Here is a 13,584-nt window from a genome sequence, read left to right as displayed (position 1 = left end):
CCCGCTCACCTCACGTCCCCTTGCGGAGTACATATGGCACTGCCAGCCCCCCGACGACTGACGGCGGGACTGCTGTCCAGCATCGTGTGCGTACTCGTGTCCGCCGCTCCTGCCGACGCCGCGCCCGGCGGCGGCATCCAGGCCGACGGACACTCCACACCGGCCGGAATCAGCGCGGACGGCCGCTACGCCCTGTTCACCTCCACCGCCGCGAACCTGGTCGCCAGCGACGGCACCGCCCAGTGGCACCTGTTCGTACGGGACCTGGACCAAGCGGTGACCAGCCTGGTCGACGTGACCGCCACCGGCGAGGTCCCGACGGCGGCGGTGACCGGCCCCGCGCAACTGAGCCTGTCCGGCCGCTACGCCGTCTTTGCCAGCGCCGCCGACGACCTCGCTGTCGGCGACGGTGCCGGCACCACCGACGTCTACCTGCGCGATCTGCACCTGCAGGCGACCGACCTGATCAGTGTCGCCGCCGACGGCACCGCCGCTGACGGGTGGTCGACCGCGGTCGGGGTGAGCGCCGACGGTCGGTACGTCGTCTTCCAGTCGACCGCCACCAACCTGGTGTCCGGCGGCACCGCCACCGGCGCACGTCACCTGTACGTCCGTGACCGGACCGAGGCCACCACCCGCATGATCACCGCGATTCCCGCCGACTCACTGGCTCCCGGCTGGACCCCGGTCGCCAGCCCGGACGGCCTGTTCGTCGGCTACGACCTGCGCACCGGTGACGGCAGGTGGATCACCTACCTGCACGACGTCGTCACCGGCGGGACCACCCCGGTGGGCACCAGCACCGTCGGCGACGCCGCCGACGCGACCACCTTCGCCCAGGCGATCAGCCGCGGTGGGCAGTTCGTGCTGTTCCAGTCGACCGCCGCCAACCTCGTCAGAGCGGACACCAACGACGCGGCGGACCTGTTCGTCCACAACCCTGCGGCCGGCCGCACCGTACGGGTGAGCCTGGCCGACGGCGGCGGCGAGGCCGACCGTGGCGCCGGCGCGGGCCACCTCAGTGCGACCGGGCGTTACGTCGCCTTCGAGTCGACGTCGACGAACCTGACCGGTGGACCCGGGCCCGACGACGTCATCGGACAGGTCTACCTGCGCGACCGCGAAGCCGGCCGGACCTGGCTGGTCAGCGCAGGGGCCGACGGGACCCCCGCCAACGGCGCCTCGCGTACCGCCCTGCTCAGCGGCAACGGCCGGTTCGTCCTGTTCGGCTCCGACGCCACCAACCTGGTCCCTGGTGACACCAACGCCGCCCGGGACGTCTTCCGGTACGACCACTCGACCGGCGCGACCAGCCGCGTCAGCGTCGGCTGACCTGGCGGCACCCGGCAAACGGCCCGCCCGGGGTCGTCACGGTGACCGTGACGACCCCGGGCGGGCCGTTTGCCGTTGATCCGACAGCGCCGGCAGGTCAACCAGCTGGTCGGGGAGCGCGACACACCTGCAACCGGCGGCGACTCCCGTCGCCGTGACGCAGGGAGCAGCAGCCATGCCGGCCAGCCCGCCAGCAGATCGTCCGAGCACCGATCAGATCGTCGCCCGGTATCTCGCCGGGGCACCGATCCGGCGGATCGCCGCGGACCTCGGCGTCTCCTACAGCTACGTACACCGCAGACTGCACTACTCCGGCGTGACGGTACGCCGACGCGGCGGCAACCACGTCACCCCAATCGCTGAGACGGCTGAGCGCCCGGACAGCGCCCCGAGGGCACGACGCAGCACACTGGACTGAGTAGCAGCACACCCGGAGAAGGTGGACGGACCGGGTCCTACACTGGCGGCGTACCTCCTCCGCCCCTCGACAGACCACCCATGGTCACCGGTCACATAGGTCAGAAGGTCAGATGGTCGACCGCCGGATCCGGCGGCGCGTCACGCTGACCGCCCGTCGCGGAAGGGTGCCAAGCAAATGTCCGATCGTTCGACACCGTATCTGGGAGACAAGGTTGACTTCCCGCAGCCGCCGAGACCACATTCTCCACCGCGCCGGAGCGCTGTTCGCCAGCCGCGGAGTGGCCGGCACCACGGTCCGCGAAATCGCCGATGAGGTCGGGATCCTGTCCGGCAGCCTCTACCACCACTTCGAATCCAAGGAGGCGATGGTGGACGAAATCATCTCGTCCTATCTCGCCGACCTCCGCAGCCGGTACCAGCAGGTACTGAACGCCCCCACTCCCCCGGCCCAGCAACTGCGTGAGCTGATCAGATCATCCCTGGAGTGCGCGGCGGCCAACCCACACGCGACCGAGATCTACCAGAACGACGCGAACTATCTCCGGACCCTGTCCCGGTTCAGTTACCTCAAGGGAGTCTCCCGCGAGGTCGAGGACGTGTGGCTGACGGTGATCGAGGCCGGGCGCCAGGACGGCACACTGCGCTCCGACGTCGACGCCCGAACGTTCTACCGGCTCACCCGGGACGCCATCTGGCTCACCGTACGGTGGTTCAAGCCCGGCGGCCGATCCTCGGTGAACCGTCTGATCGACGACTGCACCAAGATCTTCCTCGACGGTATCGCCACTCGCGGCTGATCCGCGACCCCCGCCCGCCAGACAGCAGGCGCGGTTGACCGAGGCGGTTGACCGGCCCGGCTCCGACTGGTTGCGGCACCTTCTCTCGTTGTCTACATAAGACGGATTGCGATGATGGTAGTTCGTGGACGTACGAGCGGCGCTGTCACACTGTATAGTGCATCCTAGGAGGCTGGTTTGCTGGTCGCCCTCAGGGTGCTGCTGCCGCCGGGCGGCAGCAGCACCGGGGGCGTTTGAGGACCCCGGTGCCCCGGGTATCAGACGCCGTCCCCGAACCCCGGTGAGAAACGGAGCCCTCGATGCTCTTGCTCGGCCTGATTCTGCTGGTCCTCGGCCTGGTGCTGAACATTTCCATCCTCTACACGCTCGGCATCATCCTGCTGCTGGTCGGTGCGGTCCTCTACATCCTCGGTGCCGTCGGTCGGCCGGTCGGCGGGCGCAAACACTACTGGTGACGGCGTCCACCGCCATGTTTTCGGGGTACCGACGACGGTCGTCGTCGGTACCCCGAAAACATGGCGAAACTGCCATTTCGAGCACTGGACAGCAGCGTCAGGTCCGCAATATCCGAATGAGCACCTGGCATCGACGGTCGCCGCCGTCGGCGCCGGACAAGTATCGTCGGCTGACGGCAGGCACCATCCACCCCCGACCAAAGGCAAATCACGAATAATGCGTACGGTCCGGCGGTGAGCGCCGATGGCAAGCAGCTCACGCTCGTTCGAGCAGACACGTACGGAGACCCCGCCCTACCAACCAGGCGATCAGATCTGGATCCACCGGTCCGGGGCCTGGCGCACCGGCGTGGTGCTGGCCCACTCCCCCACGGCCGTCACCATCCGGTACCGCGTCACCGGATCCGAAGGCACCGGGGTGGACACCGTACTCCTGGGTAGACCGGAACTTGCCCCGCGTGCCGGCGCGGCACCACCACCGGAGCCACCAACACCGCACCGGTCCGTCCGGGCACCGCGACCAGTTCCCCGCGCAGGACCACCCCCCGCACCGCCCCGACCGCAGCGACAACCGGCTGGCACCGGCACCACCGGGCCTGGGCCGCGGCCTCCAGCCGCGGCCCAGGCCAGAGGCACCGAGCACGTCGTGGAGCTACGGGTGTTCGTCCGAGGTGCCGGCGGACGCCCCCACGAACTACCGCTACGATGCGCCGTCGACCGGCGCCGGGGAATCGTCCGGTTACGACTGGGCGACGGGCCTACCAGCCAGTTTGACCTGCTACTCGCCCGTGCCGCCAGCATGTTGCTGCACGAAGCCGTCGTCACCTGTCTGGAGCCCCAGGATCTGCGACTGTGGATTCAACGCTGACCGACAACTTCGCACGGCCCGGCGTGGCCGACAGTACGGTCACCGACAGCGGACCCACCACGGCGGTCTGTCCGACCCCGACGCGGTACGGCGCACCGGCGTAGACCACCGTCACGGAGCCGTCCACCAGGTCGTCGAAGGTGAGCTGGTGGTCGAGAATCTCGACACTGGCCGTGGCGGTGGTCTTCACCGCCACCGTGCACCGGTCGTCGCGGCACCTCGCGCTCGTCGTGGCACAGGCGGTGAGGCCCAGCAGCGTCGACAGGACGAGGACGACCCGCAGGACCGTTCGTGGCTGGCGCATGTCGACGACGGTGACCGACCGCGCCGGATCGTGGACTCGGCGCGGGCCAAGCTGGCACTTTCCGGGGAGAGCCGTCCGGCTGATCGGCGCTGGCGCCGCAGCGGAGCCGTCCGGGTCAGCCGACGACGACCAACACGACGACGACGGCCACCGCGAGTGCGACGCCGGTCAGCCCGAGCACCGTCGCCGCCACCGCCTTGGCCCGCTGATCCGGCTGGTGCCGCCCGGATCGGGCGAGCAGTACCGCCACGGCGGCCGGCAGGGCACCCGCGCCGTAGCAGGCGGTGAGCGGCAACGCGGCGATGGCCGTCACCAGGGCGACCGTGGTACGGGTGGCGACGGCACGGTCCGCACCGGTCACCGCGGGTGTGCGGGGATCCCAGCGGAACTTCGGTGGAAGATCCGCGAGTTGGGCGGCGAGGTCGGCGGCGGTCCGGGCACCGGTCACCTCGACCAGCCGCCGTTCGTACTCGACCAGATCGAGGTAGCCTTCGCCGACCGCCTCGGTGAGCAGCCCGGTGACCTGGTTGCGGTGCGTGTCACCTACTCGTTGCGTCATGCTGCGCCTCCCCGAGCCCTTGCCGGCACCGTACCTCATGCACGTCAGTGCAGTTCAGACGCTTGCCGGGACTGGATCCACCAGACCGCGTACCTCATGATGTCTAACGGAGAGCATTCGTAAGACCACTTAGAGTAGTCCGCGAAGGGGTCTCGCATGGTACGTAGTGGCAGCGGACCGTGGCCGCTGGTGATCGTCGTGGCCGCCGTGGCCGCCGTGGGTGCCACCGTCGGTGCGGCCCAGGCGCTGGCGTACCGCCCGATCGCCTTGGCGTACCACAATGCCCTGGCACACTGCCCGGGTCGGCCGGCGGCGGTCCCGGACTGTCTGACCCCGGCGACCCGCCCGGTCGGTCTGCTGATGATCGCTGCGGCGCTGGTGACCATGGGCCTCTGCCTCGGTGGCGCGCTGCTGGTCGCGCTCGCCGACGAACGGCGGATCGCCCGCTACCGGCCGGCACATCCGCTGGTCGAGGCCCGCTTCCGGGAGCTGTGCCGGCAGCACGGCGGCACCCGTACCCGGTGGGCGCGGCTGCGGGTCGGCGGACTCCGCGTGGCCGGTCACGGCGGGCCGGGCCGACCGGACACCGTGGTGTTGCCGGCGGTACTCGCCGCGACCCCGCTGTGCCCGGCCGAGTTCGACCCGGTGGTCCGCAGCGAACTCGACCGGATCGCCGACGGGCGCACCGCGCGGTCCTGCGCCCTGCGCGGCTGGCCATGGCTGGTCGCCGTGGCGGCCATCGGGTCGGCCGCCGGCGTCCCGGTCGCCGCCACGCTCGGGTCCGGTGCTGCGCTCGGGTCCGGTGCCGGACTCGGCGGGTCGTGGGCCGACCAGCTACGGCTGGTGGCCCTGGCACTCGTGGTCACCGTCGTCACCCGGGGACTCGGCGGGACCGTTCGGGGACACGCCGGTGTCACCGCGGCGGCCACCGGGGTGGTCGCCGTTGGCGGCGCCACGGTGCTGGCGACGATCGGCTGGCATCTGGTGCCGTCGGGCACACGTACGGTGCCGGCGACGCTGGCCGTGGTGGCTGCTGGCGCGGTACTGGCCGCGTTCGCGGCGACCCGTGACGCCGCCGGGCCGGCGCACCGACGACCGGTCCGCCGGCTCGGCCCCGCCGTCGGGCTGCTGGCCGGCCTCTCCGTCGGCGCGGTGGCGTTCCTCGTCGCCGCCCCGGTGATCGCGCCGGATCCGTCGGCGCCGGCGCTGGCACCGACGCCGGACGGCGCGGCGCAGCGGCCGGGTGCGGTCGCCGCCACGGCCCCGGGTGGGCGCAGCGCTCCACCTCAGGTGGGCGCCGTGCCGTCGGCGCGGGCCCCGCGACCCGGCCGGGTCGACGGCACGGTCGCACAGATCGACACCGACACGGCGAACCGGGCCGCCCGGGCGATCGAGGAGGTGCTCGACCCGGTGTGGCGGGCCGAGCCGCTACCGCCGGCGTCCGCCGGGCCGATCGCGGCCGGCCGCTGTCATCCCTCGGTCATCGACAGCTACCTGCGCCGGTTGGCCGCACACCGGACCGGTCATGCTGTCGCCCGGTACGCCGCACCCGGTACGCCGCACGCGGGCGGGCTCGGTCGGGTCACCCTGCAGATCGATGTGGTGTCCTACCGGCGGCCGGTCGACCTGGTGTTCGCCGCGGCGGACCGGGCCGGTGCGGCGTGCCGGGACTTCACCGACCACGGCGCGGGACTACGGGTCCAGGCGTTCACCCGGGCGGCTCCGATGGCCGGTGACCGCGCCTGGCGGTTGGACCTGGTCCAGACCCTCGGCCAGGGATCGGGACGGGTCACCGAGACGACGGCCCTGGGGGTGGCCCAGGTGGACAGGACCCTGGTGGTGGTGACGATGACGGCGTCGTTGACGGCGGTCGACGGCCCACTGGTCGACGAGGTGCTACGCCGTACCGCCGCCGACCTCGCCGGGCAGCGCGACGATCCGCCGCCAGGCGTCGATCACCTGGACCGGTCGCATCCCTTCGGCGAGGTACAGCCCGAGCGCCGGCCGGCGCGGATCGGTGTCGACGTGCAGGAAGGTGCCCCGCCGGCCGGCGTGGGCGTCGGCGGCGAGCGCCCGGCGCAGCAGCAGCCGACCGAGGCCGCGGCCCTGCCAGTGCGGATGCACGGCGAGCAGCCAGACGTAGCCGCTGCGCTCGTCGGCGACGAAGGCATGTGAGCGCAGCACCATCGCGACCGGGGTCGGGCCGAGGTAGGCGACCTCGCCGAGGCTCCAGTCGTGGCTGCTCTGCGACTCGAGATGGGCGGTCCAGTCGGTGTAGCTCTTGGCGGCGAAGCCGAAGTGGTCGGCGAACGCCGCCTGGTGCACTGTCCACGCGTCGCGGCGGGACCCGGGATCGGTCGCCATGTCGCGGATGCGTACCCCGTCGCCGGGCGGCGGCAGCGCAGGGACGTTCGTCGGGTCGTGGGCGATGAACAGCCGGTTGAACACCGTGGCGACGCCGAACCCGTAGCCGGCGAGCCGGGCGGCCGTCGCGGTGTCCTCGCGGTAGCACCCGACGTCGAGCACGGCGCGGCGGTGACCGCGCTCGGCGGCGATGGCGACGGCCCGGTGCTGCGCCCGGTGCCACAGCCACTGCCCCACCTGCGGCTCGTGCGGGACGTGGTAGGCGTCGATGTCGACCGTGTCGCTGTCGCCCTTGCGGCACGACCAGCCCCAGCCGACGAGGCGGCCCTGCTGGTCGTGGACCAGCCAGCCGTCGCGTGCCGGGTCGAAGTCGGGCTCGGCCAGCTCGTCTGCCACCTCGGCGAGAGTGTAGTCGGGCCGGCCGACGACCGCCGAGTTGCAGGCCGCGATCAGGGCGAATATCTCGGGGGCGTCGGCAGCCGTTGGCGGACGTGCTACGTAGCCCGCCGGCAGGGTCGGAGCGTCGGTGGTGGTGGACACCGACCGATTGTCGGGCGTGGCCGGTCACCGGTGCCACTGGATTCGGCCGCGTCGTCGACGGTGATCGGCAAACAGGCCTCCCCGTCTGAGATCGAGTGCTTAGATATCATTTGTCCAGTTATTGCACTATTGTGCGGGGGTACGAGGCCATGGAGAGCGCTCCGGTAGTCGTCGTCGGCCAGGGATACGTCGGTCTGCCCGTGGCCATGCGGGCCGTACAGGTCGGCCACCACGTCATCGGGGTGGACACCAACGTCGAGCGCGTCGCCATGCTGCGCTGCGGCACGTCGTACGTCGAGGACATCCCCGACGACCAGGTACGCGTGGCGTTGGCCACCGGCCGGTACACCGCCACCACCGACTACGCCGACACGGCCGGCTTCGGCACGGCGGTCATCACCGTCCCCACTCCGCTGCGCGACGGGGCACCCGACCTGCGCTACATCGAGGACGCCGCACGGTCACTCGCCACGCGTCTGACCCCCGGCGCGACGGTCGTACTGGAGTCGACCACCTACCCGGGAACCACCGACGAACTGCTGCGCCCGTTGCTGGAAAAAGGCAGCGGGCTGCAGGCCGGCCTCGACTTCCACCTGGGGTACAGCCCGGAACGCATCGACCCGGGCAACCGGGAGTGGACGTTCGTCAACACCCCCAAGGTCGTCTCCGGGATCACCACCGAGTCGCTGCGGGCCGTGCAGGCCTTCTACGACGGCCTGGTGGAACGCACCATCGCGGTCCGGGGCACCCGGGAGGCAGAGACCACCAAACTGCTGGAGAACACCTTCCGGCACGTCAACATCGCCCTGGTCAACGAACTGGCGATGTACGCGCACATGCTCGGCATCGACATCTGGGACGCGATCGACGCGGCCAGCACGAAACCGTTCGGGTTCATGCGGTTCACCCCCGGGCCGGGCGTCGGCGGACACTGCCTGCCGGTCGATCCGTCGTACCTGTCGTGGGAGGTCAAGCGCAGCCTCGGCCGCAGCTTCCGGTTCGTCGAACTGGCCAACGACGTCAACAACTACATGCCGACGTACGTCGTGGAACGGCTGACCAGCGCGATGAACCGGCGCAGCCGGGCGGTCCGGGGCGCCACCGTGCTGCTGATCGGGCTGGCGTACAAGCCCAACAGCGGCGACTGCCGGGAGTCACCAGCCGTACGGGTCGCCGAACTGCTGCACCTGGCCGGTGCGCGGGTCCGGGTGGTCGACCCGTACCTGCAGCCGGCGCAGCTGCCGCCGTTCGTCCACGCCGCGCCGCTCACCGCCGACGAGGTCGCCGCCGCTGACGCGGTGATCGTGCTGACCGACCACGACGGGATCGACTACGACCTGCTGGCCACCGCGCCGCTGGTGCTCGACACCCGGCGGCGGCTCACCGCCACCGCCGGCACCGAACTGCTCTGACTTCCGGGCCGGTCTGCTCTGACTTCCGGGCCGCGCGGGACGTGTCACGCCCCGCCCGGGTACCCGGGCCCGTAGATCAGCCACGTCAGGTCAGCCCACGCCGGTACGTGCCTCAGCGGGTGGCGGCAGGTTCCCGCGGGGTCACCGCTGGCGACACCGTGGCCGGTCGGCAGGCGACCCGGAACGTCCGGTAGAAGGCCGCCCGGCGCGGGGCCAACGCCTCGACGCGGTAGTCGCGCGCCCTGGCCAGGTTCCCCGACGCGACATCGGCCATCCGCTGCGGATCCGCCAGCAGCGCCGCGATCGCCTCCGCCAGGGCCGCCGGGTCGCCCGCCAGAGCCAGACAGTCGGGACCGATCAGCTCCGGGACGCCACCGACCGATGTCCCGATCACCGGCAGGCCACGCGCCATCGCCTCGATCATCGCGCGGGGCAACCCCTCGGTACGCGACGGCATGACGAACAGGTCGGCCCGGTCGAGCTGCTCGAACACCGCCGAAGCGGGCAGGGCACCGGTGAAGGTGACCTGGTCGGTCAGGTTGTGCTGCGCCGCGAGGCGTTCGAGGCGGGGGCGGAGCCGACCGTCACCCACGTGCACGAGACGGACCGCGACTCCGCGGCCGTTGAGCCGGCACATCGCCAACAGCAGGACGTCTACGCCCTTGTACATCTGCTCCAGCGCGCCGACCGAGATCAGGGTCACCGGTGCGGTACGGGGCGGTGGGGTCCGCGCCTGGTCGACGAACGCCGCGGCCGGCAGGTCGGCGCTGGAGTACCAGGTGGCGGTCGTGTTGGGTCCGGGCGGATAGCGGCGCTGCAGGTGGGTCTCGGTGACGTAGGCCGCGCCGACGGCCCGCCGGCACTGTTCGCGCAGCGCGCGAACCGCCCAGAAACGCATCAGCAGCCGGCCGGGATGGCGCACCACCCCGGCGGCGAACACGTCCTGTGGGTCACCCACGACCTCGAGTGCGTAGCCCCGGCGCTGCCGGCGCAGCACCGGCACCAGGAGGTTGGCCAGCGGCGACGGCACCCGCAGCAGAACACCCTCGACGTCACGGACCGCGTCGGACAGCGACCGGCGCAGGGCCCGACGGCGCAGCAGGTACCGGACCGGTCCGACGTAGTACGGCAACGGCCAGACCTCGACACCGGTCCCGTCCACCCTGGCCGCACCGGGTGGCGGCTGTGTCACCGAACAGGTCCGGGCGATCACCCGCACCCGTTCGAACGCGGACAGGTACCGGGTCCAGAACGAGTGGGCCGGTCCGGACACCGTCCAAACCGCGCCGTCGGGCGTGCGGAGCAACCGTGCTTCCGTACTGACCGCGATCGTGCCCGTAGCGGAGCCTGACCATCTGTCCACCGTGCCCCCATCTACCGTCGTCAACACCGTTGTCGGGAAAGGTCGCTGTCACTGAATGTCCCGGTACGCTGCCGGATGCTCAGCCGGTGGCCGAGCCCGCCAACCGCCGGTGCCGACGGGGCACCGGATGGAGCCCGCCGGTCACCTCGATCACGTCTGCGACGGCCCGCGCGCAGTCACCGCTGTCGAAGCGCTGTTCGACCAGTTCACGGGCTGCCAACCCGCGTCGCCGCAGCCCGCCGGAGCGGAACTCCGCGTACGCGGTGTGCAGCGCGGCGACGAGGCTGTCGACATCCCCGGCCGGGACGATCCAGCCGCTGTCGGGGACGACGGTCTCCGGCAGCCCACCGGCGTCGGAGACGATCGACGGTACGGCCACGGCGCCCGCTTCCAACGCCGCGCCGTGGTTCTCCGACAGCGACGGGCTCACACTGACGTTCGCGGCCGCGTAGTACCGGCTGACGTCGACGACACCGGCGTACCAGTCGATGCTCGGATCGCCCGCGATGTCGAACCGCCGGATCAGCGCCTGGCGGTGCTCCTCGCCGGCAGCGTCCCACCCCGCCCCCACCAGGATCAGCCGGGACTGCGGACGGTCCCGGTGGAACGTCCGCCAGGCATGCAGCAGTACGTCGTGGCCCTTGATGCCGGTGCCCCGGTGCACGAGGTTCTTGGGCGCGTAGACGTAGGCGACCATGATCGCCACGAAGACGTCGTCCGGCAGCTCGAGGCGGCGGCGGGCCGCCAGCCGGGTCGCGACGTCCGGCGGCCGGAACGTCCGGGTGTCAACGCCGTACGGCACGACCGGCAGGCTCCGGTCCGCGCGGCCGAGCGACCGGTACCGCGCGGCGGTGCAACCGCTGCCGGCGATCACCACGTCGTCGAGACGGACCAGGAACCGTTCACTCGCGCGGATCAGCCGGGACTCCAGGAACAGTGGGCCCGGCACCATGAACACCCGGGCGACGCCGAGACCCAGCGTGCTCAGCCGGGCCGCCAGCGCGGCGTGGTAGTGGTGGTACTGCAGTACGTCGGGGCGGAGCCGTCGGATCAACCGGCGCAGTCGCCACAGCTGCACGAGCGTCGCGATCCCCGGGCGGAAGCGGAACCGGAACGGTGAGTCCACCATCGACACCCCGCCGCGCCGCAAGAGGTCGCGCAGCCGGCCGGGCCCGGCCGGCAGCACCACCGTCACCTCGTGGCCGCGCCGGCGCAGCTCCTCGACCTGCGGCACGATCCACCGGCCGCCCTCCGTCGTCTTGAGCATCACCACGATCCGCACAGTCACTGACCCTTCCGTACTCGCTGACTGTCCACCCCGGGGTCCGTCATCGCGCGGGGACCCCTTTGACGACCGCGCCGGCCGGCACGTCGCGCACGACGCAGGCCCCGGCGCCGACAGTCGCGCCCGCGCCGACGCGCAGCCCTTGCAGCACCGCCGCCGTCGTCCCGATCAGGACCGCCTCGGCCACCTGGCAGTCACCGGAGACCGCCGCCAGCGGATTGACCGAACAGTGGTCACCCACCGTCGTGTCGTGGCCGACCACACTGTTCTGGTTCAGATGTACGTGCCGGCCGAGGGTGACGTTGGTGGTGACCCGGGAGCCGGCGAACAGCACGACGCCGGCACCGAGCGTGCTGTCCGGGCCGACGGTGGCGCCCGGGTGGATCAGGGTCGCGGCGCGCAGCCGCCGCGCCGTGGCGGCGGCGATCCGCCGATCGAGCGCCTGCCGGGACGTCGGCGCGCCGACGCCCAGGACGTACGCCGGTGGCGCGTCGTGGGCGGTGAGCCAGTTGAGGGCGCCCAGCAGTGGTACGCCGAGCCGATCCACCCGGGCCTTGTTCGTCGGCGACGGATCGTCGTCGACGAAACCGACGACGCGCCAGCGGGGTGTCGCGCCGGCGGCGTTGATCGCCGCGACGATGCCGAACACCTCCCGGCCGTGCCCACCACAGCCGACGATCACCAGGTCCCGGGCGCTCACCGGGGGCTCCGGTCGCCGTCGAGGAACGCGTCGATGGCAGCCAGCACGCGGTCGATCTGGCCGTCGCTGAGCGCCGAGCCACTCGGCAGTGCCAGTCCGGTGGCGAACAGCCGGTCGGCGGCCCCGGTGAGTACCCGCCGGGCGTCGGCGAAGACCGGCTGCTGATGCATCGGTTTCCACACCGGACGGGTCTCGATCCGGTGGTCGGCGAGGTAGCGACCGAGGTCGGCAGCCGCCCAGCCGGCCGTCGGCCGGTCCACCACGACAACGGTGAGCCAGGCGTTGCTGCCCTGGTCCGGCGCGTCCCCGGTGGCACCGAGCAGTCGCACTCCGGCGACGTCGGCGAAGGTCTTCGCGTACCGGGCCCGGGTCTCCCGGCGGCGGTCGATCATCGAGTCCAACCGACGCAGCTGGGCCCGGCCCAACGCGGCGAGCAGGTTGCTGAGCCGGTAGTTGTAGCCGACCTCGGTGTGTTCGTAGTGCGGCACCGGTTGGCGGGCCTGGCTGGCCAGGTACCGGCAGCGCCGGGCCAGCTCGACGTCGTCGGTGAGTACCATGCCACCGCCCGAGGTGGTCATTATCTTGTTGCCGTTGAAGGAGAAGACACCGACCCGGCCGAACCCGCCCGCCGGACGGCCCGCCAGGGTCGCCCCGACAGCCTCCGCCGCGTCCTCCACGACCGGAACCCCGTGGCGCGCGCACAACGGCAGCAGGGTGTCGTAGTCGGCGCAGCGACCGAACATGTCGACCGCGATCACCGCCCGGACCGGCGGCCGGTGCGGGGTTCGCCGGGCGAGCAGCTCGGCCAGCAGCGTGACGTCGATGTTGCCGGTCGACGGCTCGCAGTCGACGAAGACCGGCTCGGCCCCGGTGTAGGCGACCGCGTTCGCGGCGGCGGCGAACGTCATCGTCGGCACCACGACCGCGTGACTAGGGCCGACGCCGAGTGCCAGCAACGCCAGGTGCAGCCCGGACGTAGCGGCGTTGACGGCGACCGCGTCCCGCACCCCGACCCGCTGCGCCATTTCCCGCTCGAAGGCGTCGACGTCCGGGCCGGTCGGTGCCACCCAGCCGGACCGCACCGCCGCGACCAGGAACTCCTCCTCGAGTCCGGTGACGTCCGGCGCCGACAGATGGATCTGCCCGGTCATCGTGGTGCTCCACCGAACCGGGCCAATCGGACGC

General features: G+C 71.8%; 12 protein-coding genes. 5 read left to right on the top strand and 7 right to left on the bottom strand.

What is annotated here, in order from left to right; genetic code table 11:
* The first annotated feature begins 33 nt into the window (after positions 1 to 33).
* The 4 genes from O7608_RS20520 (at position 34) to O7608_RS20505 (ending at position 3,004) form a co-directional block, all read left to right on the top strand.
* Complete coding sequence (locus O7608_RS20520; RefSeq protein WP_289206152.1) at positions 34 to 1,332, top strand: TolB-like translocation protein; 1,299 nt, start codon at positions 34 to 36, stop codon at positions 1,330 to 1,332.
* 175 nt (positions 1,333 to 1,507) lie between these two features.
* Positions 1,508 to 1,750 (top strand): helix-turn-helix domain-containing protein, encoded by a 243-nt coding sequence (locus O7608_RS20515; protein WP_289206151.1) that lies wholly within the window; start codon positions 1,508 to 1,510, stop codon positions 1,748 to 1,750.
* Between the two features lie 214 nt (positions 1,751 to 1,964).
* Positions 1,965 to 2,549, top strand: a complete 585-nt coding sequence (locus tag O7608_RS20510; protein ID WP_289206150.1) for a TetR/AcrR family transcriptional regulator — start codon at positions 1,965 to 1,967, stop codon at positions 2,547 to 2,549.
* Positions 2,550 to 2,848: 299 nt separating this feature from the next.
* Positions 2,849 to 3,004, top strand: a complete 156-nt coding sequence (locus O7608_RS20505) for a DUF6131 family protein (RefSeq protein WP_289206149.1) — start codon at positions 2,849 to 2,851, stop codon at positions 3,002 to 3,004.
* Between the two features lie 821 nt (positions 3,005 to 3,825).
* Here O7608_RS20505 and O7608_RS20500 read toward each other — a convergent pair.
* From O7608_RS20500 to O7608_RS20490, 3 genes are all read right to left on the bottom strand, one after another.
* On the bottom strand, positions 3,826 to 4,176 hold the full coding sequence (locus O7608_RS20500) for a hypothetical protein (protein ID WP_289206148.1): 351 nt from the start codon (positions 4,174 to 4,176) through the stop codon (positions 3,826 to 3,828).
* A gap of 115 nt (positions 4,177 to 4,291) precedes the next feature.
* A complete protein-coding gene (locus O7608_RS20495) occupies positions 4,292 to 4,735 on the bottom strand; it encodes a DUF1707 SHOCT-like domain-containing protein (RefSeq protein WP_289206147.1) in 444 nt (147 codons plus the stop codon).
* 1,896 nt (positions 4,736 to 6,631) lie between these two features.
* Positions 6,632 to 7,639, bottom strand: a complete 1,008-nt coding sequence (locus O7608_RS20490) for a GNAT family N-acetyltransferase (RefSeq protein WP_289206146.1) — start codon at positions 7,637 to 7,639, stop codon at positions 6,632 to 6,634.
* A 149-nt stretch (positions 7,640 to 7,788) separates the two neighbouring features.
* On the opposite strand from O7608_RS20490, the gene O7608_RS20485 reads away from it, so the two are divergent.
* Positions 7,789 to 9,051, top strand: coding sequence for a nucleotide sugar dehydrogenase (locus tag O7608_RS20485; protein WP_289206145.1), 1,263 nt, complete (start codon positions 7,789 to 7,791; stop codon positions 9,049 to 9,051).
* A 112-nt stretch (positions 9,052 to 9,163) separates the two neighbouring features.
* Here the strand turns inward: O7608_RS20485 and O7608_RS20480 are convergent, their stop codons facing one another.
* From O7608_RS20480 to O7608_RS20465, 4 genes are all read right to left on the bottom strand, one after another.
* A complete protein-coding gene (locus O7608_RS20480; protein WP_289206144.1) occupies positions 9,164 to 10,324 on the bottom strand; it encodes a glycosyltransferase in 1,161 nt (386 codons plus the stop codon).
* Positions 10,325 to 10,493: 169 nt separating this feature from the next.
* Positions 10,494 to 11,702 carry a glycosyltransferase family 4 protein gene (locus tag O7608_RS20475; RefSeq protein WP_289206143.1) on the bottom strand — a complete coding sequence of 403 codons (1,209 nt, stop codon included), beginning with the start codon at positions 11,700 to 11,702 and terminating at the stop codon, positions 10,494 to 10,496.
* Between the two features lie 40 nt (positions 11,703 to 11,742).
* Positions 11,743 to 12,399: a NeuD/PglB/VioB family sugar acetyltransferase gene (locus tag O7608_RS20470; RefSeq protein ID WP_289206142.1), complete on the bottom strand. Its 657-nt coding sequence runs from the start codon at positions 12,397 to 12,399 to the stop codon at positions 11,743 to 11,745.
* Complete coding sequence (locus O7608_RS20465) at positions 12,396 to 13,550, bottom strand: DegT/DnrJ/EryC1/StrS family aminotransferase (protein WP_289206141.1); 1,155 nt, start codon at positions 13,548 to 13,550, stop codon at positions 12,396 to 12,398. The genes O7608_RS20470 and O7608_RS20465 overlap by 4 nt, the downstream gene beginning before the upstream one ends.
* Between the last annotated feature and the right edge of the window lie 34 nt (positions 13,551 to 13,584).

The sequence above is a fragment of the Solwaraspora sp. WMMA2056 genome, assembly GCF_030345095.1.
GTDB lineage: Bacteria > Actinomycetota > Actinomycetes > Mycobacteriales > Micromonosporaceae > Micromonospora_E.
Note: the sequence above shows the minus strand (reverse complement) of the source record. Positions and strands in the feature narration are given on the sequence as shown.

What these genes read in the sequence shown, in the direction of transcription:
- O7608_RS20520 (WP_289206152.1), top strand. Translation starts at nt 34, where the DNA reads ATGGCACTGCCAGCCCCCCGACGACTGACGGCGGGACTGCTGTCCAGC.
- O7608_RS20515 (WP_289206151.1), top strand. Translation starts at nt 1,508, where the DNA reads ATGCCGGCCAGCCCGCCAGCAGATCGTCCGAGCACCGATCAGATCGTC.
- O7608_RS20505 (WP_289206149.1), top strand. Translation starts at nt 2,849, where the DNA reads ATGCTCTTGCTCGGCCTGATTCTGCTGGTCCTCGGCCTGGTGCTGAAC.
- O7608_RS20500 (WP_289206148.1), bottom strand. Translation starts at nt 4,176, where the DNA reads ATGCGCCAGCCACGAACGGTCCTGCGGGTCGTCCTCGTCCTGTCGACG.
- O7608_RS20495 (WP_289206147.1), bottom strand. Translation starts at nt 4,735, where the DNA reads ATGACGCAACGAGTAGGTGACACGCACCGCAACCAGGTCACCGGGCTG.
- O7608_RS20485 (WP_289206145.1), top strand. Translation starts at nt 7,789, where the DNA reads ATGGAGAGCGCTCCGGTAGTCGTCGTCGGCCAGGGATACGTCGGTCTG.
- O7608_RS20465 (WP_289206141.1), bottom strand. Translation starts at nt 13,550, where the DNA reads ATGACCGGGCAGATCCATCTGTCGGCGCCGGACGTCACCGGACTCGAG.